Consider the following 25833-nt stretch of genomic DNA (forward strand, 5'->3'; position numbering starts at 1 on the left):
CGGTTCAGCGCCGCTCGCCTCGGAGTGGGGACAACGAAAAGCACGTTTCCCCCAAACCTCGTCTCGCTAGAGCCGCCCGACCGCGGACCGCTGCCGGATAAGCAGGGCGAGCCAGCCGAGACTGATCAGGCCGAAGATCGGGTACAGCGTCGAGAGCAGCGTCCCGAATCCGATTTGGCTGGCGATATAGCAGCAGAACAGCACCGCGGTCGTCAGAAGGGGGACGGACAGCCTCGTCCGCTCGTGAAGCTGCAGCGTAAGGCCGTAAATGTCGGCGATCAGCGTCGTGAAAATTTCGGCGAAGATTAAAAAAATATACAGCCACTGCACGCCGCTCCCGAGCTCGCGGGCAATGCCGCCCATCGGGATGGCGAACTGCTGGATGCCCGGCATGTAGACGGATAGGGCGATGTGGCCGGCCAGCAGCATGAAGCCGATGCCGAGTCCGCCGACCCATGCGCCGGCGATGATCGTTTTGCGGTCGCTCATTTCGGCGCCGAGCGGCACGAGCACAGCCTGCGACATCGACAAATTGAAGGCGGTATACAGGAACGGCGACGCCCAGGCGGCAATCGGCGAATAATCCGACGTGAGCAGCATCCACCGGCTTGCGCCCGGCGTGCTCACCGTATCAATGATAATGAGCACCGTGAAAAACAGCATGGCCGGTACGACGATCGTATTGACCGTCAAAATCGCACGCATCCCTTTGCGCAGCAGCACGAAACAGCCGGCGATCGTGATGAGCAGCCCGGACTGGTATGAAATATTCCAGTTCTCGTTGAAAATCGAGCCGGCGCCGGCAAGCATGACGGCGCATACGCCGAACAGCACGAGCAGCATGAAATGGCTGATCCATTCGCCGAGCCGCGGTCCGAACAGCACCTTGTTGACATCCTCGTACGATTTGGCCGAGACGTCGCTTGCGATCAGCATCATTTTCGCGCCGAGCCAGATGAACATTACGGTCGCTACCGCAATGGTTGCCGCCCCCCAGTAGCCGAAGCGGGTAAAAAACTGTAAAATTTCCTGTCCGGTCGCAAACCCTGCGCCGACAATCGTGCCCATATACGTAAACGCGATTTGCAGCACTTTGCCCAGTCTTCTCATAACGGCAACCGACCTGCCTTTCTACAGGCTTGACCCGTTCGTGTCGATACGACCGAGACGTCCGCCGCGTGCACGATGTACGTGAGGACGTTTCCTCCTTCGCGGGTCAATCCGTTCTCTTACCACACTATGTCCGGACCCGGACAGGCATGACTCGAAAAAAGGCTTGCTGCCCAAATTTGTTCTTATCCATCCATACAGAGAAAGCGACTGATACCTGCTCTTATGCCCTTAATCTTCTCGATTGCCGTATTTATCGCGGCGCTCATCCTGATCGTCTGGAAACCGTGCGGGCTGCGCGAAGCGTATCCCGCTTTGGCGGGAGCGGCGCTGCTCTTCGCCTTCCGGCTGCTCGCGCCGGCAGATGCCGCCTATATTTGGAGCTTCGTCTGGGATGCGACGTTCTCGCTGATCGGCATTATGCTCTTTACCTCGCTGCTTGACCAGAACGGTTTTTTCCGCTGGGCGGCGCTTCATATCGTGCGGAGATTCCACCGCCGGCAGGTGCGGCTGCTCGTCGGCTTGTCGCTGCTGGCCGCCTGCATCACCGTTTTTTTCAACAACGACGGCACGATTCTGATTATGACTCCGATCGCGCTCGAGGTAACGGCGCTGCTGAAGCTGCCGCGCAAAGCGAAAATCGCCTTTTTGTTCAGCGTCGGCCTGATGGCCGACACCGCCAGCGCGCCGCTCATGATGAGCAATTTGACGAATATTCTGACGGCCGATTTTTTCGGAATCTCTTTCGGGGATTACGCCAAGGTCATGCTCATTCCGGGAATGACGGCCATTGTGGCGACCGTTGGAATGACGGCGCTCGTCTTCGGGAGAACGATCCGTCGGGAAGAAAACCGGGAGGAGGCGCCGCATTCGTTTCCCGCGCCGGGTTCGGCGATCGGCGACAAGCGGCTGTTTGCGGTATCCTGGATCATGATTGGCGTCATGATGGCGGGTTATTTGGTCTCGGGGAGACTGCACCTGCCGGTTATGGCGGTCGCGCTCGTTGGAGCGGCGCTGCAGTGGGCGGCATCCGCCGCGCTGGGAAAAGCGAATTTCCGCCAAACTGTAAGGCGGGCGCCGTGGCTGATCGTCGTGTTCGCGCTGTCGATGAATTTAATCGTGTACAGCCTGTATCTTCACGGCGCCGTCGGCTGGTTTCCGGATGCGCTCGGGCCGGTGACGGCGCAAGGAGCGGCGGCCGGCATTTTCGGGTCGGGCGTCCTGTTCTCGCTGCTTGCCGCGGCGGTCAACAATCTGCCGGCCGTGCTCGTTTCTTCGCTGTCGATCGGACAGCTCGGCGGCGGCCCTTCCTATTTGCCGTTCGCCAGCCTGCTCGGCACGGCGGTCGGCGCCAAGCTGACCCCGATCGGTTCGTTGGCCACGCTCCTGTGGCTGCAGCTGATCAGCCGCGGCGGGGCGCCGCTTACCTGGAAGGAGTACGTCAAATACGGGCTGACGTTTACGTTTCCTATCTTGTTTTGCGCCTTATTCGCATTATGGCTGGTCTGCCGTTGAAAAAAGCTTGATCGATACGATCCGTTCCGTCTTCGGGTCGACGTCCAACTTCAGCAGCGCATGTCCGGCTTTGTACGTCATGACGCTGCCGGTATTCGTATCCGGCTTGCCGAGCGCTTTGGCCGCGGCGTCCGCTCGGTCGCCGATACGAAGTCCGTTCAGGCCGGGATCGGCTTGCTTGCCGTATACTTCGACGAAGATGACCTTGCCCCCGGCGGTGCCGATGGAAAACCCGTCGAATTCCCGGACGGAGATCGTTTCGCCGCCGCTGCTCAGGGGATAGCTGTCTTTCGGCTTGCCCAGCTTGTCCAAGGCGGCGGCCTGCAAGCCGCCGAGCGAAATGCCGCTCAGCGCAGGCGCTTTCGGGTCCCAGCGGCCGGCCGGATCGCCGGTATTCGGGCCGGTTCCCGGGGAGGCGTCCATTTTGGCGCCCTCCGGGCCCGGCTTCTCGGACTCGGATACGGTTACGACCGGAATTTCACCGTTTTCCTTCGGCGATGTATGATAGGCCTGCTGCGGACTGCCCGGCACATCGGCACCCGTCCCGGCTTGTCCGGTTTCCGCCGCATAGGAATCGGCGGCCTTCCCGCCGCCGGTTTCGCTTTGACAGCCCACAATGACGACCGACAACAGGAAAATCGCGGCGGCTCGAGCCACGGTTTGCGAAGCCGTACGTTTCATGCCGATGTCCCTCCTCCGGGTGAAATCCGTAACTCCGTCTTTTTGTTTTGTTACTCCTTTAGACGTTTGAGCCTGGGAAAAGTTGCAGCTTGTTTGCTGCCGGCTCGATCTTTTTAGGCGCATTATTGCACTTCGGCGTGCGCTTGTGGTACGTTTAAATGAAAAAGGTTTTCGGTGGAGGGAAAGCGATGGAACTGTTAAAAGAACGCATTTTGCGCGAAGCTGTAATTATTAACGACGATGTCCTCAAGCTCGATGCGCTGCTAAACCATCAGGTGGATCCTCTGCTGACGATGGAGATGGGCCGGGAGTTTGCCCGCCGGTTCGCGGAAGATCCGATTACGAAGGTGATCACCGTGGAATCGTCCGGCATTCCGGTCGCATTCGCTGCCGCGCTCGCGCTGAACGTGCCGCTTCTTTTTGCCAGACGGAAAAAGACGCTGATCGCCGATCCCGACGCGCTGTGCGAGCGTGTGCCTTCGTTTACGAAAGGAATCGTCACCGACATCATGGTATCCAAGCAATTTTTGACGGAGGACGACACGGTGCTGTTCATCGACGATATTATCGCCAACGGCGATGCGGCGCGCGGGCTGATCAAAATTATCGAGCGGTCGGGAGCGAAGCTGGCCGGACTCGGCATCGTCGTCGAGAAATCGTTCCAGGCCGGAGCCCGGACAATCCGCGAGCAGGGCATTCGCATCGAATCGCTGGTCCGCATCGGCTCGCTGGAAGGCGGAAAAATCCGGTTCGAGTAGACGAACCGATCGGTGTCCAAAATCAGTCTCTTTTCGTGCAGCGCCTTTTGATCTATAATGTTCCTAAGTGACCGAGGGGAGGCATGAAGCATGGGGAATCTGAATGCGGAATTTTTACTGTCCAAGCTGGCCGGCGCGAAAGAACACTTCGAGCGCGCGCTCGATTGCAAACATACGGAATTTGACGACTTGTATCCTTATATGATCGAGCATCCTCAATTTTTCTGGTATAAACGGTATGTCGCATGGTCGGAGCTGCTGACGATCGTCAAATTGTCCGAAGAGCTCGGCGTCGATTGGCGGAAGCAGTTTTCGCAGAAGCAGGCGGATTACGTGACGGGCCGCGTCATGTCGTCCCGCGTTCTCGACGAATGGTACGAGACGAACGATTCGAAGGAACACGTAGGCTAACGGGCTGGCCGTAATGACAAGCTGCGGACCTGGGGCGACGGCTTTTGCCGTTCGTTTCAGGTCCATTTTACCTGTAAGGGGGAATATCGCGTGATTTCGGAAGAGGAGCTGGACGCTTACCGCCTGAATGGCACGCAGGTGCGCGTCGTCCGCGACGCGCTGGAAATGAACGACGTCGTCGGCACGGTCGTCGCCTGGGATGCGGAAAGCGTCGTTATCCGCAAAGCGAACCGGCGGGTCGTCAAGCTGAGCAGAAGCTACCGGTACGAGCCGGCTTCGCAGCCGAGAACGAACGCCGCCGACTAGCGGCGGAAGGAAGGTTGAAACCTGTTCGGCTTTTCAACGTAGAACCCTCTAAAGAGGCCTGTTTGAACGGCCGGAATGAATGGAGGCGTTCATGATGAAGTGTCCGGTTTGTGAAAATGTCCGGATGCGCGAAGTGGAACGGGAAGGCGTGCTCATCGACGTTTGCCCCGACTGCAAGGGCGTTTGGCTGGATCGCGGGGAATTGGACAAACTCATGCAGGGCGAACGGGAATACCGGGAATATGACGACGACGACCGTTTTGAGGGAAAATTCGACGAGCACAAAAGCCGGCCGCACGACAGCGGCGGATACGGCGGCTACGACAAGCACGGCCACAAGCGCCGGAAGAAAAAATCGATGTTTGACGTTTTCGGCGATATATTCGACTAATCGTTCGGCGCCCGCTTATTTGTTAGAAAATTGGAACTTCACGTCCGCGCCTTGACTTGCACCGCAGCCGGGTGGTACGATAGCACATGTGACTGCGCGGCAAGGCGCGGTACGATAAAGCTTTGCGGTCATGGCGGAATTGGCAGACGCGCTAGATTCAGGTTCTAGTGGTGTAACAACCGTGGAGGTTCAAGTCCTCTTGACCGCATACAGGATTGAAAAAACTCTTCTGCGCAAGTGCCGCAGAAGAGTTTTTTGCCGCAAGCCGAATTTTCGGCACATCCGGGACGACGCTTTAATCAAGCCGGTACTTAAGGTATAAGTGGGCGTATAAATGAAAACATCTCCACACGGCGGAAGGCAGTGTTATAATGAGTGTTGCGAACGCTTCCACCATTCAATTACGGGCGGCGTTTATTCGTCGCGGCGTACATAAGGAAAGCTTGGATCGCGTCACGAATCAAGGACGTAACGGGTGATCGTCAACATCATTCGGTCACGCCGAAGGAGGAGAAGAGATGGAGAAGCTTACCGTATTGGGCGCGGGGCTGATGGGCCATTCCATAGCGCTTACGGCCGCATGGGCCAAGATGGAGGTGAAGCTGCAGGGAATCGACCAGCCCGACTTGGAACGCGCGGATAAAGGCATTCGGGACAAGCTTGCGCTGCTGGATGCAAACGGCTTGATCGAGCCTGGGGAGCGGGAACGGATTCGGGAAAGAATTACGCTGCTGACGTCGGTCGAGGACGCCGTCGACGGCGCGACCTTCGTCATCGAAGCGATTCCGGAGCAGCTTCAGCTGAAACAGCAGTTTTACGAAAAGCTGGACGACCTGTGCGGCAGCGGCACCGTGCTGGCCAGCAACACGTCGGGTCTCAGCCCGACGGCGATCGCACGCGATATGAAACGGCCGTCCCGGATGGTCGTTACGCATTTTTGGAATCCGGCGCACCTGATTCCTCTGGTCGAGGTCGTGCGCGGCGAGCATACGGACGACGAGACCGTCGGACGGGCGATGACCCTGCTCCGCGAAATGAACAAAAAGCCGATCGAAGTGAAGAAGGACATTCCCGGTTTTGTCGGCAACCGGCTGCAGTACGCGCTGTTCCGCGAAGCCCAGCATATTTTGGCGACCGGAGCCGCGACGCAGGAGGACATCGACACGGCCGTGACGATGAGCCTTGGGCGCAGGCTGCCGATCACGGGGCCTTTTATGACGGCGGACATGGGCGGACTGGAAGTGTTTGATTCCATCTCCTCATATTTGTTCAAGGATTTGAACAACGACGGCGAGTCGCTGGCGGCGATGCGGAAGCTGGTGGACGACGGGCATTACGGGCAAAAGAACGGCGAAGGCTTTTACGACTGGACGCCGGAACTGTCCGAACGTATGAGCAGGCAGCGCGAGCAGGAGCTGATTCGCTTCCTGAAGCAGGATATGGAGCGGAAGGAATAACCCGGAATGTGAAGCGTCACCAATAACGAACTCTTTTCTAATAGGAGCGGCGAGGAAATCGCGGCCAGGCATACGCTCGGCGCAGACCGAGTACCGGGCTGCGTTTTCTTTTTTTTCTCCGAAAGGGCGGGGAATCGGCGACCATAAAAAAGTGTAACGGATATTAAATTCGTTACAGCAGCCGGGCGGGCGGCGAATGGTACAATTTAGTGAGCCTCTTTTATTGAACTTACGCGGATGCGGGTGTAAGATCACATTATGTACGCGTGTCCATTTTGAAAGGAGAATCGGCGAATGAACATCATCCGTTATTCCGCCGGGCTGGACGGCATCGTTCCCGAAGGCCGGGAAATCCGGAAGCTCGCGACCGGCTATTCGTTTGCGGAAGGTCCCGTCTGGTGTCCGCGGACGAGCCGGCTGTTTTTTACGGATTTTCCGAATCAGCGCATCCACGTCTGGAGCGAAGCGGAAGGGGCGCGTCTTTTCAAGGAGAAGAGCGGCCGTGCGGTCGGCATGGCGATGGACGCGGAAGGCCGGCTTATCCTTTGCGAATCGCTGGAGCGGCGGATTTCCCGCATCGAGCCGGACGGATCGGTGACACCGCTGGCGACGCATTATAATGGAGACCGGCTCAACAACACGAACGACGTCATCGTCAAAAGGGACGGCTCGCTTTATTTCTCCGATCCGTACAGCGCCATGCTGGGAGGCCCGCGTGATTTGAACTATAACGGCGTATTCCGCTGCGACTTTGCCACTGGTGAGGTCGAGCTGCTGACGGACGAATTCGAACGCCCGAACGGGCTCGCTTTTTCGCCGGACGAAACGCTGCTGTACGTCAACGACACGAACAAGCAGCATATCAAGGTGTACGACGTTGCGCCGGACGGAAGCGTGAGCGGCGGGCGCCTGTTTGCGGAGCTCGACACAAATACCGGGCCCGGCGCCGCAGACGGCATGAAGACGGACGAACGCGGCAACGTATACGTCACCGGTCCGGGCGGGATTTGGATCATCGCGCCATCGGGAGAGCCGCTGGGCCGGATCGAGCTGCCGGAGGTGGCGGCAAACCTATGCTTCGGCGGAAGCCCTGGTTCGGACCGACGGGATATCCTTTACATCACGGCATCGACTTCCCTGTATTGTGTGAGGCTCGAGGTTTGCGGGGCCGCATAAGAGAACGCTTTCATTTTGCGGCAATACATTTTCAATCGAATCGGGAGGAATGGACAATGAAATACGGTTATTTGGGACGGTCGGGCATGCGGGTCAGCCGCTTGTGCCTGGGTACGGCGGCATTCGGCAGCTCGATCAAGCGGCCGGGCGAATACGGCAGCGTGACGGAGCAGGAGGCGCACCGCATTATGGACGCCGCGCTGGATGCGGGCATCAACTTTTTCGATACGGCCAACGTTTACGGCGACCTTGGCCAGCGCGGCATTACCGAGGAGATTATCGGGCGCTGGTTCGCCAAAGGCGGCAACCGCCGCGAGCGGGTCGTGCTCGGCACGAAGGTCGGGCGGATGTTCGACGACGATACGATCGACGGGCCGAACAAGCCGCAAGGGCTGTCGCTGTATAAAATCCGCCGCCATTTCGAAGCTTCGCTGCGGCGGCTGCAGACCGACCATATCGAGCTGTACCAGATGCACCATGTGGACCGCAACGTGCTGTGGGAAGAGCTTTGGGAAGCGTTCGAGGGCCTCGTCCGTTCGGGACGAGTCGATTATATCGGATCGTCCAATTTTGCCGGCCGGGATTTGTTGAAAGCGCAATCAAGCGCCAAAGAACGTCATTTTATGGGACTCATTTCCGAGCAGCACGGCTATAACCTGATCAACCGCTTTGCCGAGAACGATACGATTCCGACGGCCAAGGACCTTGGCATCGGCGTCATCATTTTCAGTCCGCTTGCGCGGGGGCTGCTTGCGATCGACATGTCCCGTCCCATTCCCGAGCGGCTCGCCGGCCATGCGCGGAGGCTGCTTGAAACGCACCGGACGCAGATAGAGCAGTATTCCGCCCTGTGCCGCGAGCTGGGCCATAAGGAATCGCATGTCGCGCTGGCCTGGCTGCTCGCCCAGCCGGCAGTCACCGCCCCGATCATCGGGCCGTGTACGGTCGAGGAGCTCGAGGACTGCCTGAAGGCGGTCGAGATCGAGCTGGACGAGCCGACGCTGAAGCGGCTGGACGAAATTTTCCCGACGCCGCGCGAGACGAATCTGTTTCCGCAGCAGTAAGGCGGCTTCGAACCGATGAAACATTCGCCATGCACGATACGCGAAACGACGGCTGCCGGACTCGATAGGCTCGTTTTGGAAAACGGGCTGCTGCAAATAAGTATTTTGGCCGGTAAAGGGGCCGATATCTACGAGTTGATCTACAAGCCGCTGCAGATGGACGTACTGCTGAAGACAGGACCGGGGCTGGACGGCTTTCGCGGCCGAGACCTTGCGGAACGGCGGCTGCGTATGTATTCCGAGATTTACGTTGGCGGCTGGCAGGATTGTCTTCCGCACCGCGCCAGGTACGGCGGCATCGAAATTACCCAGGATAACGGCGGTATCGCCGCCACGCTGCCGTGGGCTTATGAAGTGACGTCAAACACGGAAGACACGGTATCGGTACGCTGCTTCGTGCAGCTGCCGGAAGTCCCGCTCGATGTCGAAAAGACGTTTACGCTTCAAAAGGGCGAATCGACGCTGCATATCACGCAGCGGATCCGGAACAGGGGCGATGCCGCCGCTTCGTTCACATGGACCCAGCATCCCGCGTTCGGCGGAACGTTTCTGGACGAGACCGTCGACGTTGAAGTGCCCGAGGGCTGCATCGCCTTTCACCCCCGGCAGTACGCTGCGGCGCAGGGAAGCGATCCGGCCGCCTTCGAGGAGCCGATCGACCGGATTACGCTGCACGGCGGCGCGCCGCGCGACATCCGGAAGGTGCTGCCGCGAACCGCGAGCGATCAGCTGTTTCTCGTGCTGAAAAACGCCGGCGAGCCCTGGGCGCGGCTGGTGAACCGCCGGAAGGGGCTTGGCGTTCAGCTGCGCTGGCAGCTCGACGCTTTTCCCTACATCCGCTACTGGAGCAGCATCGGACCGGGCATCTATACGGTGGCCGTCGAACCGTCCAACGACGCCTTCGCTTCGCTGGACGATTCGCTCGCGCACGGCACGTATCTGGAGCTGCAGCCGGGCGGGCAATTCGAAACCAGGTATTCGTGCGAGCTATTCGAAACGAATCGTGATCCGGCTTGACCGGAATCCATCAGGAAAGAAGGGCTGTACCATGGCGGTTGCCATTTCCGTTTCGAACGACAAGACGAGGCTGGGGCTTGCGCTCGGCCGGCTGCACGAGGCGCTCGCCGGCATCGGCGAGACGTGGGAATATGGGGTGCCGGACAGTCCGGCGTCCGTGTCCGTCATGATCGCGAGCGGCGCGGAGGAAGCGGCTCTGCTCGGGCTGACGCCGGATCCGAATGTCCGCGCCGAAGGCTTCGAAATTCGCACGGGAGACCGGCAGGGCGTACCGGCCGTATATGTGCTGGCACCGGACGAAACCGGGGCCATGTACGGCGTGTTCGAGCTTGCCGAACGGATCGAGGCGAACGGAAGCCTTGACGGGATCGAAGGCTTCACGGCGAATGCGCGGTTCCCGTTTCGCGCGCTCAAATTCAATCTGCCGTGGTCGAGCTACCGCATGGGCGGCGCCTTCGACCTTCAGCATCAGGCCGTCCGCGATCTCGGCTTCTGGCGCGGCTTCCTCGACATGATGGCGGAAAACCGTTACAATGCGCTGACGCTGTGGAACCTTCACCCGTTCCCGTACATGTTCAGGCCGAAGAACTTTCCCAAAGCTTGTCCGCTCACGGACGATGAGCTGGCGGTATGGAGGACGTATTGGACGTCGCTGTTCCGGATGGCGAAGGAGCGGGGCATCGAGACGTATATGGTCAACTGGAACATCTTCGTCTCGGACGCCTTTAAGGAGCATTACGACGGCGATGCCGTCAGCGACCTGGAGCATTATTTCGGCGACTCGTATTCCACGGACGAGATCAAACGGTACACCCGCGAATGCGTCACACAGATGATCGATGAATACCCCGATTTGACCGGAATCGGCACGTCGCTCGGGGAGCGCATGCACGATATGACTCCGCAGGACCGGCAGACGTGGATTGAGGACGTTTATTACGAAGGCATGAAGCGGGCGGGCCGGCCCGTCAAATTCATTCACCGCGCGCCGTTTTCCGTCGATCCGCACATTACGCGGGATTCGATCGAGCGGAGCGGCCTGCCGGAGCCGGTTTGGGTCGAGGTAAAATTCAACTGGTCCCATGCTTATTCCTCGCCCGAGCTGATGCTGACGCACGGCGGCTCGGCCGGCATGGAGGGCTACTGGAATCCGCAGCCGTCGAACTACAAAATCACCTGGATGGTGCGCAACGAGGATTTCTTCACGCTGCGCTGGGCGCAGCTGGATTTCGTCAGGGCCCATATCGCGGCGAACGGACACGATTACGTCGGCGGCTATTACGTCGGCTCCGAATGCTTCGTTCCGGCCGACGACTATTCCCATGTGAAGGACCATCCTCATATGGAATGGGAATACGCGTACGAGAAAAACTGGCTGTATTATATGCTGTGGGGCAGGCTGCTTTACGATCCGGAGACGCCGGATGCCGTCTTCGAGCAGGCGATCGGCCGCCGGTACGGCAAGCAGGCGGGCGGACCGCTGCTCCGCGCCTATTCGTCCGTCTGCGGCATGCCGATGGCGCTCGCTTCGTTTTTCGCGTTTACGTGGGACTTTACTTTATATGCGGAAGGCTTCATTTCGAGCGACAATTCGAAATGCGATTCTCCCGCCGAGGCGTTCATTTCGCTTGAGGACATGCTCGAGAGCCGAACGTTCGATCCGGCCTATCTGCCGCTCCGGGAGTTTGCGGAACGCGAGGCGCGCGGGGACGATATGGAAGGCCGCGTCACGCCGCTCGCGCTGGCGGACCGGCTGGAAGCGGATGCGAAGCGGGGACTTGAGCTGCTGAAGGAGATCGATTCGCCCGAACGGTCCGCACTGGAATGCGAGAAAGCGGATATTGAGGCATGGGCGAGTCTGGGGCTTTATTTTGCCGCCAAGCTGCGGGCCGGCGTCTGCTGCGCGCGCTATGAGCGGACCGGCGACGCCGCGGAGCTGCGGAAGGCCGCCGAATGGATCGGCACGGAGCATGCCGCCGGCCACTGGGAGCGGCTTGTCGCGGTGACGAAGGAGCATTACCGGGAGCAGCCGCTGCTGCACCTGGGCGCAACGCCTTTTACGTGGGAATTGTTTCGGCCGCAGGTTGCGGCGGATATCGATTTTGTGAACGGAAAAGGGGCGATGGAGCATGTTGAAGGTGATGATCGTCGAGGATGAGGACATCGTCCGGGATGAAATCAAACATTTGATCGACTGGGAAAATCACGGCTTCTCGCTGATCGCCGAAGCGCGGAACGGCCGCGAAGGCTTGCAGCTCTTCGAGGAACGGAACCCGGACATCATCATTTCGGATATTAAGATGCCGGGGCTCGGCGGGCTCGAAATGACGTCCACCATTCTGGACCGGCAGAAGCACAAAAAGGTCATTTTGCTCACCGCATTCGGCGATTTCGATTTTGCGCGGGAAGCGATCAAGCTTGGCATTCATTCCTACGTGCTGAAGCACGAGCTGGACGGCGCCGTGCTGGTGCAGGAGCTGAACAAGGCGAGGCAGCAGATCGAAGAGGAAGAAAGCGCCGAATATTTGGCCCGCAAGGAACATCTCCGGATGTTCCTGAAGCGGGTTGCGGCGCATCCGGACGACGCTTCTCCGGGTCTCGGCCGTCCGTTTCCCTGGCAGGGACGGACGGGCATGTTTATTCTGGGTTTCGACCGTGTGCAGTCGCAAGGGCAGCAGGGGCAAGCAGTGCCGGAAGGCGAAGGGGTGGAGCGCAGCGAGTTTATCGATTTCCTGTATACCCGCCTGTTCAAGGGCGTCGATGCCGAAGCGGCGGATTTGAACGGCCGCGAGGCAGCCGTGTTCGTCCGCGTGCCCGAATCGTTCAGCGAGAAAAAAAGGTACGAATTTTGCTGGTCGTTTGCCCGCCATCTGCAGCAGCGCATTTCGGAGGTATACGGCTGCACGGTATCCATTGCGATCGGGCCGGCGTTCGAGCATGCCCGCGATATCGGAAAATCGCTCCGGACAACGAAGCAAATCTATGCGCTCCGGATGTTCAGCAAAAGCAGCTGCATTCTGACCGATGTGCGGAAAATCGGCGTTCCGGACGGCGAATACGGCGCCGCGGACCGGCTGCTCGCTGAAATACGCGACAGCCTTCAAGCGGAGGAATACGACGTCGCCGTCAAAAAAATCGAAGAGCTGTTTACGCGCCGTCTCGTGGCGCTGCAGGATCCGGCTTTTGTGCGCAAGTGCGTGTTCGAGCTCGTCCGCATCGTCAACGCGCGGCGGCCGCCGCAGCAGCCGGTGATCGATCCGATCGAGAAGCTTGCGGAAATTTACGAGCTGGACAACGTCTTCGGTATCTCCGAATGGTTTGCGGACATCGTCCGGCAGCTGGCGGAGGAATCGAGCAGCAAATACAGCCGCAAAATCCGGGACGTGCTGCAATATATTCATGTCAACTATCAGCGGGACATCTCCCTGAACGAAGTCGCCGACCGGCTGGGGCTCAGCCTGATTTATACAAGCCAGCTGTTCAAAAAGGAAGTCGGCGTTTCCTTCGTCGCCTATATCGCGAGGTACCGGATCGAACGCGCCCGCGAGCTGCTGGAAACGGGTAAATACAAGGTGCACGAGGTCGGCGCGATGGTCGGCTACCAGACGGTGCAGTACTTCTGCAAAACCTATAAGCGGATAACGGGCAAAAATCCCGGCGATCGTTAACCATACAACTTAGACGGAAAGGGATGACAAGGCGATCGGTACTATGCGAATCAAGACGAAAATCGTGACGCTCGTATTTCTCGCCGTGACGCTGTCGGTCGTATTGATGGCCGTATCGATGTATTTGTTCGTCAACCCCATTCTGAGCAGGCAGACGATCCGGGACAATCAGGCTATCGTCGAGAAAATCGCCCAGCAGATCTCGTATACGCTCGACGATACGATTACCTACGCGAAGGGCATCATTGTCAACGACCAGCTGCAGACGCTGCTGAAGCGGGCGACCGTCTCGAAGGGCTACGATTATTTCTCATCGCTTTGGCAGATCAATTCCCTGCTGAAGGAATACGGCTTTCTGCGCGACAACATTATCGTCGATATGAGCGTTATCGACCCGCACAACAAACCGCTGCTGCTGAGCGGCGTCTATTACAGCCAGCTGAATGAAAGCTGGTTCGACCCTTTCCGCAATAACAATACGTTTAACGGAGTATCCATGCCGCATGTCGTGGTTGCGCCGTCGAACACGTCCAGTCTTTATGTAATGACCTACGTCATCAATATCTACGATAAGCAAAATCCGTCTCCGAACGTGTATCTGGGCAAGCTCCTGATTCATCTGGATTATAACGCGCTTATTAAACCGATGCTGGTCGACCCGTCGCTTGGCATCGCGATCGCCGCGTACAATCAATCGAACCAGCTGATTTACGCCCCCGACCGGAAAGCCTCCCCTGTCCCCGGCGAAATTTTGAATGGCGCTGCGCAGTCGCAAAACGCCGTATTAAAGTCGGGCCAATATTACCTGTCCGAAACGATACCGTCAACGAACTGGAAAATAACCGGTACGATTTCCAAACGAAAAATCAATGCGAACATCACCTATTTCAACTATACGATGGTGTATATTTTTCTCATCTGCCTGCTGTTTATGTGGATCATCATTTACCCCGTCGCCGCCAATGTGACGAAGCCGCTCCTGAAGCTGGTCCGCGGCATGAGGCAGGTGGGCAAAGGGGAATTTCAGACGCATATCGAGGTGAAGAGCGGGGACGAAATCGAGGAAGCGGCCCAGGTCTTCAACCGGATGGTCAAGGATATTAAAAATTTGATCGACGAGTCCGTCGAACGGGAGAAGAAGGAACGCGAGCTCGGGCTGAAAATGTTTATGCTGCAGATCAACCCGCATTTTATAGCGAACACCTTGAACGCGATCATGTACCTCGCCCGGAAGGCGAACGCGCCGGATATCGTCCGGCTGACGAAGGCGTTTATCTCCTTCATGCAGTCGACGCTTTACAATCATCCCGGCATGCTCGCGTCGATCAGCGACGAGATCCGTTATATCAACGATTACAGCCTTATTCTCAAATACCGCTATAACGATTCGGTCGAGGTGATCTGGCAGGTCGAGGAATCGTGCAAAGCGTATAAAATTCCGAAAATGATCCTGTACCCGCTGGTCGAGAACAGCATCTTTCACGGTCTTCTGCCCGCCCTGCGGAAAGGCTGGGTGAGGATCGGCATTTCGGAGGACGCGCAGCTGCTCCGCGTCAGCGTGGCGGACAACGGCATCGGTATCGCGCCGGAGACGCTGGAGAAGCTTCAGGCGCAGCTGGCTTCGCCGTCCGTCGACGAGAATACGAGCCATATCGGGCTGCTGAACGCCAACAACCGGCTGCGGCTGCTGTTCGGCGAAGCCGGCGCGCTTCAGATCGAAAGCGCCGAAAACGAAGGCACGCGCGTCAGCTTCTCGCTGCCGCTCATGCTCCTTGAGCACGACCCTAAAAATGTATAACGGATCCTAATTTTGAACCATGCTTTCGCGCTCCTGCGGATGGTACATTCAAGGTGCAGGCAGACGATAAAAAGAGGAGGAGCTGGAATGAAAGCTCGTATGAAAAGGGGATTTTCGCTGCTGCTGGCCGGGGTCATGTCCGCTGCGCTTTTGGCGTCGTGCGCCGGCGGCGGGGGCAAGCCGGCCGCCGACAACGGAGGCGGGCAGACGAACCAGGGCTCGGCGAACGACACGAAGGCGACCGGTAAAAAGACGGATATCAACATCTGGTTATGGGACGTATCGGACAGCCGCAAAAAGTACTACGAGGAATTTACGAAGCTGTATCCGCAGTACAACGTCGTGCTGACCTCGGTCCAGGCTAAGGACATGGCGCAAAAGCTGCAGACCGCGCTGGCGTCCGGGGCCGATTTGCCCGATATCGCCTGGCTGGAGCAGACGTACCGCGGCAAGCTGCTGTCGCTGAACATTTGGGAGGACCTGTCGAAGCCGCCTTATAATCTCGACAAATCGCAGGTGCTCGATTACCTGATTCCGCTGGAAACGACGGAGAGCGGCGTCTATGTCGGTCCCGAAGCGCCTTCCGTCGCAGGTATGGCGTACAAGCGGGCGCTGACCAAAAAATATTTCGGCACGGACGATCCGGCCGCGCTGCAAAAAATATTTACCGATTGGGATACCTTCATCGAAAAAGGCAAAGAAGTTAAACAGAAATCGAATGGAAGCGTATACATGTTCGCCAGCCTCGGCGACGCGTATCAGTTCCTGAAAGGCCAGTCGTCGACGCCGTTCATCAATGGCAACAAGCTGAACTTCGACCAGGGCGTGGCGCCGATTTTGCAAAAGCTGGTGGAAATGAAGCAGGCGGGCATCATCGATACGATCGATTCCGCGTCGCCGGCCGAAGGCACGTCGTACACGGACGAAACGCACATTTTCTATCCGTGCGCCAACTGGTCCGTCGACTTCACCATCAAAGCCAACGACAAAAACGGCATCGGCCGCTGGGGCTTCATGATTCCGCCGGGCGGACCGTTCCCTTACGGCGGCACGGTGCAGGGCGTTCCGGCGAAAGCCAAAAACAAAGAAGGCGCGGCCGCTTTGATCAACTTCTTCTTCATGACCCAGAAGGGCTCGGAGCTCGCGCGCGATCAGAAAGGCAACTTCTCGCCTTACAAGCCGGTGTACGACATTCCGAATTTCTACTCGCATAAAGACGAGTATTTCGCCGGACAGGACGTCATGAAAGCGTTTGAGACCGAAATTTTCCCGAACATCAAGTCGGTCCGCCTGCCGAGCAAATACGATCAGGATATCGACGATGCGATGAATGTCGCGATCCAGACGATCAACGCGTCGGATAACGGCAACGTCGCCGTCGCCGACCTGGTCAGCAAGATGGAAAACGATATTATGACCAAGCAGCCGGATATCGAGAAATAACAAGCCGGAGCAGGAGAGGGAGTTTGGTCTTGCCGACTAGCTCCCTCTTTTTTCAATCTGAAGGAAGATAAACGTAATGGCTTGAGACCATAGGGGAGAAGATTATTCCCTGCTATAGACGGCGTTTACCCGTTACATCCGGTTTTAACCTATTCGTAAGAAGGTGAAGATGATGCATTGGAATAGTAAAAAGCTGGTGCCCTACGCGCTGATTACGCCGTATTTTCTGCTCTACCTGCTGTTCAGCCTGTTTCCGATCCTGTTCTCGCTGACGCTCAGCTTCACGTCCTGGGACGGCATCACGACAAAAACGTTCGTCGGGTTCAAAAACTACATTCAAATTTTCACGAAGGACCCGCTGTTTTACAAGTCGATCCTGAATACGATGCTCATCATCGTCATCACGATTCCGCTGGAGATCGTGTTTGGGCTTTTGCTGGCCGTATTTCTGAAGGATTTCTTCGGCAAGTCGAGATCGGTGTTCCAGCTGATCAATTTCTTCCCGTATATTACGACGCCGGTCGCGATCGGGATCATCTTCCAGATTATGTTCGACTGGAAAACGGGAACCGTCAACCTGATCGTGGAGAAGCTCGGGGGGCATGCCGTCAACTGGCTCGGTACGGCTACGCCCGCGCGAATCGTCGTCATCATCATCGCCGCCTGGGTCAGCTACGGGTATAAAATGGTGCTGTTTCTGTCGGGTCTGTCGACGATTCCCGAGGAGCTGTACGAGTCGGCCAAAATCGACGGCGCGAAATGGATCCATTCGTTCTTCTATATTACGCTGCCGATGCTGAAGCCGATCATGATCTTCGTCGTCATTACGAGCATCATCAACGGCTTCAAGCTGTTCGACGAGCCCCAGCTCCTGTTCCAGACGGCTTCGCAGCCGATCGGGGGCCCCGATCACGCCGCCATGACGGTCGTCATCCGCTATTACGAGGTGGCGTTCCAGAACTTCCAGTTCGGCTACGGTTCGGCGATCGCGTACAGCCTCTTCATCATCATCGCGATCTTTTCGTTCCTGTCGCTCAAAGTGATGAACCGCGGGGAGGAGGCCTGACATGAATACGATCGTGAAGGTGCCGGTCTATTTGTTTGTGGCCGTGCTGTCCCTGCTTGCGCTCATTCCGTTCTACATGATGATCGTCATGGGCACGTACGTCAGCGAGGATTTGTATACCGGCCTGAAGCTGCTGCCGGGCAATTATTTGATTCAAAATTTCAAATCGATCATGGAGCAAAATTTTTTCCTCTTCTATTGGAACAGCCTTTACGTCTCGGTGCTGAATACGTTCGGGGCGGTGTTCATCAGCGCCTTGACAGGCTTCGCTTTCGCGAAATACAATTTCAAAGGAAAGAAAACACTTTATTACTTTATATTGGGAACGCTCATGATACCGGCCCAGCTCGGCCTGATCGGCTTCGTCGTCGAGATGCGCACGCTCGGGCTGGCCAACACGCTCTACCCGCTCATTATCGGCGGGCTGGCTAACGCCTTCGGCGTGTTCTGGATGACCCAGTATATTTCCGGGTCCGTTCCGAATGAAATCATCGAGAGCGGCAGGCTGGACGGCTGCTCCGACCTCGGCATCTTTTTCCGGATCGTGGTGCCGGTCATCCGGCCGGCGGTCATTACGCTGTTCCTGCTGTTTTTCCTCTGGTCGTGGAACAACTATTTGACGCCGCTGGTCCTGATCAACAAAGAGTCGCTGTATACGATTCCGCTGGCGATCTCGACGCTCGGGAGCGAATACCGGACGGACTATTCCGCCCGCATCCTGGCGCTGGCCATTGCGACGATTCCGATTCTCATTTTGTTCGGCTTCGGCTCGAAGCATCTGATCCGGGGGCTCGTCGGCGGAAGTATCAAAGGATAACGGAAGGAGCCGGTAGATGAAAACGATCGTACAGTTGGACGAAGGCTGGAAGCTGAAGGGCTTCGAGCCTTTCGAGGCTTTAAGCGCCGCAGACGGACGGCTGGCCGGCGCGGACGGCTGGCTCGATACGGCCGTTCCCGCCCAGGTGCACGAAGTATTGCTGCGCGAAGGGATAATCGAAGATCCGGCGGAGTGGGGCAAGACGCAGGCGTGCCAGTGGGTTGCCGAGCAGGACTGGATTTACAGGCGCACATTCGCGTTTGACGGCCCTGCCGGACCGGGCGTGAGGGCATATCTCCATTTCAAAGGACTGGATACGCTGGCCGACGTCTATGTGAACGGAGAGCTCGTCGCCCGCCACAACGACATGTTTGTGCCGCTTCGGACCGAGGTGACCGGCCGGCTGCGGGCGGTTAACGAGCTTGTCCTTCATTTTCGCTCGGCGCATGCGTATATCAGGCAGCTGGAGCTGCCGTCCGAATGGGAGGGGAAAATCAGGCGCAGCCGCCTGCTGCGCAAGCACGAGCATGATTTCGCCCCGTACTTGAGCGCCAAGCCGTATTTCACGCGCGTTGGCGTGTACGACAGCGTGCAGCTCGAGCTCGTCGACGAGACGGAAATCGCCGAGACCGATCTCCGGATCGGGCTGACCGAAGGATACCGGCAGGGGAAGGTGCAGACGACCGTTTTCGGCAGCGGGTATGCGGAGGGGAGCGTCCTGAAGCTCGAGGTCCGCGGGCCGGACGGGCGGCTGGCCGCGGAATACGCCGGACGAATCGATCCTGGCTCCGGGGGAAGCTGGCAGCACCGCTGCGAGCTGACCGTCGACGCTCCCGAGCTGTGGTGGCCGCGCGGCTACGGCGGACAGCCGCTGTACGAGGTGACCGTGACCGTACTGGCCGGCGGCGAAGTCAAGGACCGAGAGACGAAGCGGGTTGGCTTCCGCGACGTCGTCATGGAGAAGCCGCTCGACTTCGTCATCAACGGGCGGCGCGTAAAATTATGGGGCGCCCAGTCCGCGCCGCTTACCGGCATCACGCATCGCTGGGACAACGAGAAATCGAACCGGCTTCTCGATTTGCTGGAGAACGGCAACATGAACGCACAGCGCATCTGGGGCGGGAGCGACCGGTACGACGACCGGTTTTACGAGGAGACGGACCGGCGGGGCATTCTTGTCTGGCAGGAATTTTTTCACGATTACGGCATGTATCCCGATACGGACGAATACCGGGACCTGTGCCGGAAGGAAGCGGAATATCAGGTGAAGCGGCTGAAGCACCATCCGTCCCTCCTGTTCTGGTGCGGCGGCAACGAGTGTTTCATGGGCGCGGAGTTCGAGCTGCCCGGCGTGCCTTACATCGGCGGGGAAATTTTTCTCGAGGATTATAAGCGGATTTGCGAAACGCTCGACCCGGACCGTTATTATCATATCAATTCGCCGTGGGGAGGCGCCTACTGCAACGATCCGCTGGAAGGGGACACCCACAGCTATACGAACACCTGGTACGTGCCGGGCGCCGATTACCCGGTTCTGATCGCGGAGGAAATCCGCACCTCTCCGCCGGCGGAGAAGAGCTTCCTCCGTTATATGGGCGGGAGGGAACGGGCGTGGCCCGAAGGCTATTCCGGCCTGATTACGAAGAAGGACAAGTACCCGTGGCCCGATACGTGGACGGAGAAAACGACGACGTTCGGCTGGCGGAAAATTCCGCCGATCGAGCAGTTCTACGATTCGGACGATCTGGAATCGGCCGTGTATAAATTCGGCGCTGCGCACGGGCTTTATTTGCGCAAAATTATCGAAAACAACCGCAGGGGCAAGCCTTCCGCGAGCCCCGAAGGCGAGCGGATCTGCAAAGGGCATTTCGTCTGCCGTTGGAACGATTCATGGCCGGTCATTTACGGCTCGATGATCGATTATTACGGGGAGCCGTACATTCCTTATTATGCCGTGAAGCGGGCGTACGAGCCGGTGCTGCTCTCCTTTGACGTCGGCGATTTCATTTATTTGTGGATCGTCAACGACGGCATCCGGGATGTGAAAGGAACCGTTCATATCAAGCTGTTCGACCCGGAGGCGAACCGTTTCGCCGCCGAGACGGCAAGGCAGGTATACGCAGCGCCCGGGGAATCGGAGCTGATCTGCGACCTGAACGAATTCAAGCAATTTTCCCGCCAGTATGTCCTGTACGCGTATTTGACCGGCGAGAACGGCGAACGGCTCGCCCGGACGAACGATTTTGTCGATATCGAGAAGCATCTGCATTTTCCCGAAGCGAAGCTGACGTTGGAGACGGACGGCGAAGCGCTGATCGTGACGACGGACAAGTTCGCCCGGTGCATCGAGCTCGGCGGCGTTAGCGAAGACGGGGACGAGTTCGGCTGGCTGTTCGAGGACAATTATTTCGATCTGCTGCCTGGCGAAACGAAGCGGGTGAACATTTTGGGCCGGCACGCGAAAGGTACGATTACGGCCAAGCCGTATTATTCGCCTTACGCCAGCACGGTCGAGTACGGAGTTTGAAGGTGTTGAAGGAGGGATAACCTTGAAAATAACCGACGTCGAAGTGTGGGCATTGCATGGCTCGATCGACGCGGAATGGGCGCACGAAGAACGCTCCGCGAATCCGCTGGACTTCTATCCGGATTATGCGAAGCGGGACCAGCCTTCTGTGCCGGACGGCAGCCGGCTGCCGGTGGACCGGCATTACGTCGTCGTCCGGACGGACGAAGGGATCGACGGCCTGTACGGTCCGATCGTTTACGAGGAGCAGGCCCATATCATGGTCCGCACCATCAAACCGTTTCTGGTCGGCCAAAATCCGCTCGATATCGAGCGGCTGTGGGATCAGATGAGCGTCGGCCGGCACGCCCACACCGGTTATTTCATGATGGCGCTGAGCGCGATCGACAACGCGCTGTGGGACCTGCGGGGCAAATATTTCGGCGCGCCCGTCTACCGGCTGCTCGGCGGGCCGACGCGCACGGAAATTCCCGTCTATGCCAGCACGCTCGGCTTTTCGCTTGCGCCCGGCGAGGCCGGAAAGCAGGCCAAGCGGCTCGCCGAGGAAGGCTTTGCGGCGCAGAAATGGTTTTTCCGCCACGGCCCTTCCGCCGGAGGCGAAGGCAGAACGGCGAACCTCCGCATGGCGCGGGAGGTTCGGGAAGCGCTCGGCGAATCGGGCGACTTCATGCTCGACTGCTGGATGGGGTGGGATGTCCCTTATGCGCTGGACATGATGGACCGGCTGCGCGAGCTGCGCCCGCTCTGGCTGGAGGAGCCGCTTAAGCCGGCGCAGCTGGACGGCTACAAGACGCTTCGCGCGCGAGGCGCTCTGCCGCTTGCGGCCGGCGAGCACCTGTATACGCGAAAGGAGTTCAAGCCGTACTTTGACGCCGGCGCGCTCGATTACGCCCAGCCGGACCCCGACTGGACCGGAGGCATCACGGAGCTGCGCAAAATCGCCGTCCTCGCGGAAACGTACGACGTAAAATTCATTCCGCACGGCTGCACGGCAATGCCGAATTTGCACGTCATCGCAGCGCTTCCGCCATCCGTCTGCCCGTATCTGGAATACTTGATCCGGTACCAGCGGCAGCAGAACCATTTTCATAAGAACAAGCTCGTGCCTGCCGGCGGCTTCCTGCCGCTGCCGGAAAAGCCGGGTCTCGGAATCGAGCTTGACGAAGGGGCGATCGAAAGCAAAACGATATATGGGTAACCATCCAATATACGAACGAGAAAAAGCCGATCGGCTGCCGACCGGCTTTTTCCCATTCGGAATGTATTTCATCGCTAGGATCTCGTTTTAGATTTAAGGGATGAAGCTTGTATCGCCCTTAAGGAGGCGCTGGCTTGGTGGCAAGTCCCGGCATTCGTTTCCTACTTGCTGGCTCCAAGCCCCGACGACATGGCCATCAGCAGGTAGCGCCTCGAGAAAATGTAGCCCAATATGAGCGGCAGCGCGGACAGGACGACCGCCGCCATGATCGCCGGAATATCGACGGAGTGCTCGCCGACGAAGGACACGACCGCAAGCGGCAGCAGCCTCATGTTTTCGGATTGCGTCAGCACGAGCGGGAACAGAAAGTTGTTCCATACGCCGATGAATTGATAAATGCCGACGGCAAACAGCGCCGGAACCGTCAGCGGGACGATCAGCCGGATGAGCAGCCCGTATTCGCCCACGCCGTCGATGACCATCGCATCGTAAAGCGCGGCAGGGATATCGCGCACAAAATTGACCATGATGAGAATGGTGAGCGGAAGTCCGAACGCAATGGAGGGCAGGATGAGCCCCCAATACGTATCGTACATGCCGCCATGATAGATCATCGAGTAGACCGGGATAATCAGCGCTTGCAGCGGAATGGCGAGCGCCGTCAGGATCAGGTTGAAAATAAACTTGGTCGCCGCGGTCGTCACTTTGACGAGCACATAGCTGGCCGTGAGCGAGAACACGACGATGCAGACGACGCTGACGACCGATACGATCAGGCTGTTGGCGAAATAACGGACGAATCCGGAATGCATCACATCGATGTAGTTCTGGAAGGTCGGGTGGGCGGGCGGCAGCCAGACGCTGTCGACCAGAAACCCTTCTTGTCCGTGAAAGCTTGTAAACAAAATATAAAAGATCGGGTAAAACGTGAACAACCACCACGCCAGGGACAGCAGCACTTTGACGACGGTACTGATCCGGAAGCCGGCTTTCCCTGCTTGTGCGGGGCGCGGCATCGCTTGAACGGCTGCGGGTTGGTTCATGATTCAAGCACCTTCCATCTGGCTTTCCATTCTGGAGAAGCCCGTTGTTTTCACCAAAACGAGCGACAGCAGCAGGCCGAACACCGTCATCGTCACCGCGATCGTCGAGCCGGGGCCGAACTGATATTGCTGAAATGCCGTTTTATACATTTCCAGCGCGATCACGTCGGAGGAGTCGCCCGGACCGCCGTTCGTCAGCACGAAGATGATGTCGAAATAGGTGAGCGATCCGGTCAGCATGATGACCGAGGACGTGACGATCGTATTTTTCAGCTGGGGAATCGTAATGTGCCACAGCCGCGTCCAGCTCGTGACGCCGTCCAGCTGGGCCGCTTCGTACAGCGAGACGGGTATGGCCCTTGCCCCGGATTGATAAAGCAGCGTATGGAAAGGAATGAACTCCCAGGCGATAATGACGATCAGCGTGAACAGGACGGCATGCGTGTTCCCGAGCAGGTCCGCTACGTAATGCAAGTGCAGAATATTGGTAATGACGGCCTGCACCAGACCGAAGTTCGGATTGAGAATGTAGCTCCAGGCAATGCCGAGCGCCGCCGCGGAGAACAGCAGCGGGGTGAAATAAAAGATGCTCAGGACGGTCGTGAACCGGCTTTCCCGGGACAGGAACAGTCCGATGACAAGACTCAGGGGCGTTTGGACGGCCCAGCTGAGGACCATGACAAGCAGGGTCAGACCCAAGGCGTGATAGATGGTTGGCGAGCTCAGCTCGCTGGTCCAGTTTGCAAATCCGACCCAAACCGGCTTGGAAAGACCATCGGATTGGAAGAAGCTCGTGTATACGGCGTCGAACACCGGATAAATGATGAAGGCGAAGAAGAACACAAGCGCTGGCACAAGCAATAGGAACAGCTTCAAATTCAGGCGTTTGAAAAGCAATTTTCTACACCAGCCTCTCGTCGAACTGAACAACCGGCCGCGCGAGCCGTACGCAATCCGATTCGCGCGACCGGCATGAGCGTCAATGCAGGGTAACCGAGCTTATTTTGGCGCCGCGGCCATATTTTTGTTCATATTGTCCACTAATTGCTGCGGCGTTTCCTGCTTGATGAAGACCTTTGAAATATTGTCAAGCAGCTGCTTGGCCAAGGTGGCCGACAAGTATTGGTCCCAATACAGCTGAACGGTCGGAGCCTTCGCGATGATGCCGTGAAGCCAGATTTGGAAATCGGCGGTTGGAGACGCTTTTAATTGGTCGTCGATGTTTTTGACCGGGGGAATCGCTCCCAATTTGTTGATATACGCCGTTACTTCGTCATCGTTCAGGCTTACCTCTTTCAAATACGTCATCGCCGCTTCCGGATTTTTCGATTTGGAAGAGATCGAGTAGTAGCTGCTCGGCGCTCCCACGGCAATATCGCCGTACTGCGGATCGATCGTCGGGAACGCCGTGTAGCCGAGATCGCCGCTCTTGACGAAGTCCGGGTAGTTGGTCTGAAAATTGCTGTAAACCCAGGAGCCTTGGGCGATCATGCCCGCCTTGCCCGTGACGATCAGCGGCTCGGATTCGTTCTTGTCCGCGTCGAGGGACGTGTAGCCGGTCTGGAACGCGCCCATATCGACCAATTGCTGGCAGTATTGCAGCGCTTTCAGGATGGCCGGATCGGACCAGGAGCCCGGCTCGCCCTTGGCGATTTTGTCGAATACCTGTGTGCCGCCGAGGCGTGCGGTCAAATACTGCACCCAGATCATTTCCGGCCATTGGCTTTTGCCTTCCAGGGCAATCGGAGCGATTCCGTTATCCTTCAGCACTTTAACCGCTTTCAAAAGGTTGTCCCAAGTCGTCGGCGGATCGAGATTATATTTCTTGAACAGCGCTTTGTTGTAGTAGAGCAGCTCGCCCGCGCTGCCTTCGGTAGGCACGCCGTAGATTTTGCCGTCCACAGTGGCCGGGCCCCATACCGAATCGATGAACTTGTTCTTGTAGGCCGAATCCGCATTCAAGTAAGACGTCAAGTCCACGACATCGCCCGCTTTGACATAGTCGGCAAGCGGCCCTCCGCCCCAGTTGTAGAAAATGTCCGGCGGGTTGCCCGCTCCGAGCGAGATCCGGATTTTATCCTTGTACGGATCGTTCTGAAACCACTGCGGCGTAACTTGAATATCGCTGTGCGCCTTGTTGAATTTGTCGGTTTCGTCCACGATCAATTTCTGGCTGTCTTGGGTTTGGATGTCCCAGAGCGTTAATTTGGAAACGCTTCCGGTTTTGCCGCCGCTTGAGGAAGTGCTGTCGGATCCGGAAGCCGGCTGGGACGATTGCGAGGCGGAGCCGCAGCCCGACAGGATCGCCGACATCGCCAAAATCCCCGATAACGCAGGGACAAGAACGCGATAAAAGCTTGGTTTCTTAAGGTTCTTTTCCATATTGA

22 protein-coding genes and 1 tRNA gene are annotated in these 25833 nt (G+C 57.8%); 18 read left to right on the forward strand and 5 right to left on the reverse strand.

The annotated features are described in order from the left end of the window. Positions 1-66 precede the first annotated feature (66 nt). Positions 67-1110: a YkvI family membrane protein gene (locus PD282_RS09000; protein ID WP_274650246.1), complete on the reverse strand. Its 1044-nt coding sequence runs from the start codon at positions 1108-1110 to the stop codon at positions 67-69. Positions 1111-1335: 225 nt separating this feature from the next. Between PD282_RS09000 and PD282_RS09005 the strand changes: the two genes are divergently transcribed. Then, complete coding sequence (locus PD282_RS09005; protein WP_274650247.1) at positions 1336-2625, forward strand: ArsB/NhaD family transporter; 1290 nt, start codon at positions 1336-1338, stop codon at positions 2623-2625. On the opposite strand, the gene PD282_RS09010 is transcribed toward PD282_RS09005, so the two are convergent. Beyond that, the gene (locus PD282_RS09010; RefSeq protein WP_274650248.1) at positions 2605-3306 is read right to left on the reverse strand and encodes a hypothetical protein; all 702 of its coding nucleotides are present in this window, start codon (positions 3304-3306) and stop codon (positions 2605-2607) included. The genes PD282_RS09005 and PD282_RS09010 overlap by 21 nt on opposite strands. Before the next feature lie 188 nt (positions 3307-3494). On the opposite strand from PD282_RS09010, the gene PD282_RS09015 reads away from it, so the two are divergent. The 17 genes from PD282_RS09015 to PD282_RS09095 all read left to right on the forward strand — a co-directional run bounded on the left by PD282_RS09015 (position 3495) and on the right by PD282_RS09095 (position 22403). Next, complete coding sequence (locus PD282_RS09015) at positions 3495-4064, forward strand: xanthine phosphoribosyltransferase (protein ID WP_274650249.1); 570 nt, start codon at positions 3495-3497, stop codon at positions 4062-4064. A 90-nt stretch (positions 4065-4154) separates the two neighbouring features. Beyond that, the gene (locus PD282_RS09020; RefSeq protein WP_274650250.1) at positions 4155-4475 is read left to right on the forward strand and encodes a hypothetical protein; all 321 of its coding nucleotides are present in this window, start codon (positions 4155-4157) and stop codon (positions 4473-4475) included. A gap of 90 nt (positions 4476-4565) precedes the next feature. Next, positions 4566-4781 (forward strand): hypothetical protein, encoded by a 216-nt coding sequence (locus PD282_RS09025; protein WP_274650251.1) that lies wholly within the window; start codon positions 4566-4568, stop codon positions 4779-4781. 94 nt (positions 4782-4875) lie between these two features. Then, positions 4876-5172, forward strand: coding sequence for a TFIIB-type zinc ribbon-containing protein (locus PD282_RS09030; protein ID WP_274655117.1), 297 nt, complete (start codon positions 4876-4878; stop codon positions 5170-5172). A gap of 124 nt (positions 5173-5296) precedes the next feature. Further along, positions 5297-5380: transfer RNA gene (locus tag PD282_RS09035), tRNA-Leu, on the forward strand. Between the two features lie 310 nt (positions 5381-5690). Further along, the gene (locus PD282_RS09040) at positions 5691-6629 is read left to right on the forward strand and encodes a 3-hydroxyacyl-CoA dehydrogenase family protein (protein WP_274650252.1); all 939 of its coding nucleotides are present in this window, start codon (positions 5691-5693) and stop codon (positions 6627-6629) included. Between the two features lie 294 nt (positions 6630-6923). Next, positions 6924-7805, forward strand: coding sequence for an SMP-30/gluconolactonase/LRE family protein (locus PD282_RS09045; protein WP_274650253.1), 882 nt, complete (start codon positions 6924-6926; stop codon positions 7803-7805). Positions 7806-7861: 56 nt separating this feature from the next. Continuing rightward, positions 7862-8869: an aldo/keto reductase gene (locus PD282_RS09050; RefSeq protein ID WP_274650254.1), complete on the forward strand. Its 1008-nt coding sequence runs from the start codon at positions 7862-7864 to the stop codon at positions 8867-8869. Between the two features lie 15 nt (positions 8870-8884). After that, complete coding sequence (locus PD282_RS09055) at positions 8885-9886, forward strand: DUF4432 family protein (RefSeq protein WP_274650255.1); 1002 nt, start codon at positions 8885-8887, stop codon at positions 9884-9886. Positions 9887-9917: 31 nt separating this feature from the next. Further along, positions 9918-12044 carry a beta-N-acetylhexosaminidase family protein gene (locus tag PD282_RS09060; RefSeq protein WP_274650256.1) on the forward strand — a complete coding sequence of 709 codons (2127 nt, stop codon included), beginning with the start codon at positions 9918-9920 and terminating at the stop codon, positions 12042-12044. Further along, on the forward strand, positions 12016-13554 hold the full coding sequence (locus tag PD282_RS09065; RefSeq protein ID WP_274650258.1) for a response regulator transcription factor: 1539 nt from the start codon (positions 12016-12018) through the stop codon (positions 13552-13554). The genes PD282_RS09060 and PD282_RS09065 overlap by 29 nt, the downstream gene beginning before the upstream one ends. Before the next feature lie 43 nt (positions 13555-13597). Continuing rightward, on the forward strand, positions 13598-15352 hold the full coding sequence (locus PD282_RS09070) for a sensor histidine kinase (protein WP_274650260.1): 1755 nt from the start codon (positions 13598-13600) through the stop codon (positions 15350-15352). A gap of 87 nt (positions 15353-15439) precedes the next feature. Further along, the gene (locus PD282_RS09075; RefSeq protein ID WP_274650262.1) at positions 15440-16795 is read left to right on the forward strand and encodes an ABC transporter substrate-binding protein; all 1356 of its coding nucleotides are present in this window, start codon (positions 15440-15442) and stop codon (positions 16793-16795) included. Between the two features lie 169 nt (positions 16796-16964). Then, positions 16965-17861 (forward strand): carbohydrate ABC transporter permease, encoded by an 897-nt coding sequence (locus PD282_RS09080; RefSeq protein WP_274650264.1) that lies wholly within the window; start codon positions 16965-16967, stop codon positions 17859-17861. 1 nt (position 17862) lies between these two features. Beyond that, complete coding sequence (locus tag PD282_RS09085; RefSeq protein WP_274650266.1) at positions 17863-18678, forward strand: carbohydrate ABC transporter permease; 816 nt, start codon at positions 17863-17865, stop codon at positions 18676-18678. A 16-nt stretch (positions 18679-18694) separates the two neighbouring features. Continuing rightward, positions 18695-21205, forward strand: a complete 2511-nt coding sequence (locus tag PD282_RS09090; RefSeq protein ID WP_274650268.1) for a glycoside hydrolase family 2 protein — start codon at positions 18695-18697, stop codon at positions 21203-21205. Between the two features lie 22 nt (positions 21206-21227). Further along, the gene (locus tag PD282_RS09095; RefSeq protein ID WP_274650270.1) at positions 21228-22403 is read left to right on the forward strand and encodes an enolase C-terminal domain-like protein; all 1176 of its coding nucleotides are present in this window, start codon (positions 21228-21230) and stop codon (positions 22401-22403) included. A gap of 161 nt (positions 22404-22564) precedes the next feature. Here PD282_RS09095 and PD282_RS09100 read toward each other — a convergent pair whose 3' ends face one another. From PD282_RS09100 to PD282_RS09110, 3 genes are all read right to left on the reverse strand, one after another. Beyond that, positions 22565-23446, reverse strand: coding sequence for a carbohydrate ABC transporter permease (locus PD282_RS09100; protein WP_274650272.1), 882 nt, complete (start codon positions 23444-23446; stop codon positions 22565-22567). A 3-nt stretch (positions 23447-23449) separates the two neighbouring features. After that, entirely contained in the window at positions 23450-24343 is an 894-nt protein-coding gene (locus tag PD282_RS09105; RefSeq protein WP_274650274.1) for a carbohydrate ABC transporter permease, read from the reverse strand. A gap of 102 nt (positions 24344-24445) precedes the next feature. Next, entirely contained in the window at positions 24446-25828 is a 1383-nt protein-coding gene (locus PD282_RS09110; protein WP_274650276.1) for an extracellular solute-binding protein, read from the reverse strand. Positions 25829-25833 lie beyond the last annotated feature (5 nt).

This window comes from Paenibacillus humicola, from assembly GCF_028826105.1.
Lineage (GTDB): Bacteria > Bacillota > Bacilli > Paenibacillales > Paenibacillaceae > Paenibacillus_Z > Paenibacillus_Z humicola.

Excerpts from the sequence above, each read along its gene's own strand:
- PD282_RS09000 (WP_274650246.1), bottom strand. The coding sequence starts at position 1,110 with ATGAGAAGACTGGGCAAAGTGCTGCAAATCGCGTTTACGTATATGGGC.
- PD282_RS09005 (WP_274650247.1), top strand. The coding sequence starts at position 1,336 with ATGCCCTTAATCTTCTCGATTGCCGTATTTATCGCGGCGCTCATCCTG.
- PD282_RS09010 (WP_274650248.1), bottom strand. The coding sequence starts at position 3,306 with ATGAAACGTACGGCTTCGCAAACCGTGGCTCGAGCCGCCGCGATTTTC.
- PD282_RS09015 (WP_274650249.1), top strand. The coding sequence starts at position 3,495 with ATGGAACTGTTAAAAGAACGCATTTTGCGCGAAGCTGTAATTATTAAC.
- PD282_RS09020 (WP_274650250.1), top strand. The coding sequence starts at position 4,155 with ATGGGGAATCTGAATGCGGAATTTTTACTGTCCAAGCTGGCCGGCGCG.
- PD282_RS09030 (WP_274655117.1), top strand. The coding sequence starts at position 4,876 with ATGAAGTGTCCGGTTTGTGAAAATGTCCGGATGCGCGAAGTGGAACGG.
- PD282_RS09040 (WP_274650252.1), top strand. The coding sequence starts at position 5,691 with ATGGAGAAGCTTACCGTATTGGGCGCGGGGCTGATGGGCCATTCCATA.
- PD282_RS09045 (WP_274650253.1), top strand. The coding sequence starts at position 6,924 with ATGAACATCATCCGTTATTCCGCCGGGCTGGACGGCATCGTTCCCGAA.
- PD282_RS09050 (WP_274650254.1), top strand. The coding sequence starts at position 7,862 with ATGAAATACGGTTATTTGGGACGGTCGGGCATGCGGGTCAGCCGCTTG.
- PD282_RS09055 (WP_274650255.1), top strand. The coding sequence starts at position 8,885 with ATGAAACATTCGCCATGCACGATACGCGAAACGACGGCTGCCGGACTC.
- PD282_RS09060 (WP_274650256.1), top strand. The coding sequence starts at position 9,918 with ATGGCGGTTGCCATTTCCGTTTCGAACGACAAGACGAGGCTGGGGCTT.
- PD282_RS09065 (WP_274650258.1), top strand. The coding sequence starts at position 12,016 with ATGTTGAAGGTGATGATCGTCGAGGATGAGGACATCGTCCGGGATGAA.
- PD282_RS09070 (WP_274650260.1), top strand. The coding sequence starts at position 13,598 with ATGCGAATCAAGACGAAAATCGTGACGCTCGTATTTCTCGCCGTGACG.
- PD282_RS09075 (WP_274650262.1), top strand. The coding sequence starts at position 15,440 with ATGAAAGCTCGTATGAAAAGGGGATTTTCGCTGCTGCTGGCCGGGGTC.
- PD282_RS09080 (WP_274650264.1), top strand. The coding sequence starts at position 16,965 with ATGATGCATTGGAATAGTAAAAAGCTGGTGCCCTACGCGCTGATTACG.
- PD282_RS09085 (WP_274650266.1), top strand. The coding sequence starts at position 17,863 with ATGAATACGATCGTGAAGGTGCCGGTCTATTTGTTTGTGGCCGTGCTG.
- PD282_RS09090 (WP_274650268.1), top strand. The coding sequence starts at position 18,695 with ATGAAAACGATCGTACAGTTGGACGAAGGCTGGAAGCTGAAGGGCTTC.
- PD282_RS09100 (WP_274650272.1), bottom strand. The coding sequence starts at position 23,446 with ATGAACCAACCCGCAGCCGTTCAAGCGATGCCGCGCCCCGCACAAGCA.
- PD282_RS09110 (WP_274650276.1), bottom strand. The coding sequence starts at position 25,828 with ATGGAAAAGAACCTTAAGAAACCAAGCTTTTATCGCGTTCTTGTCCCT.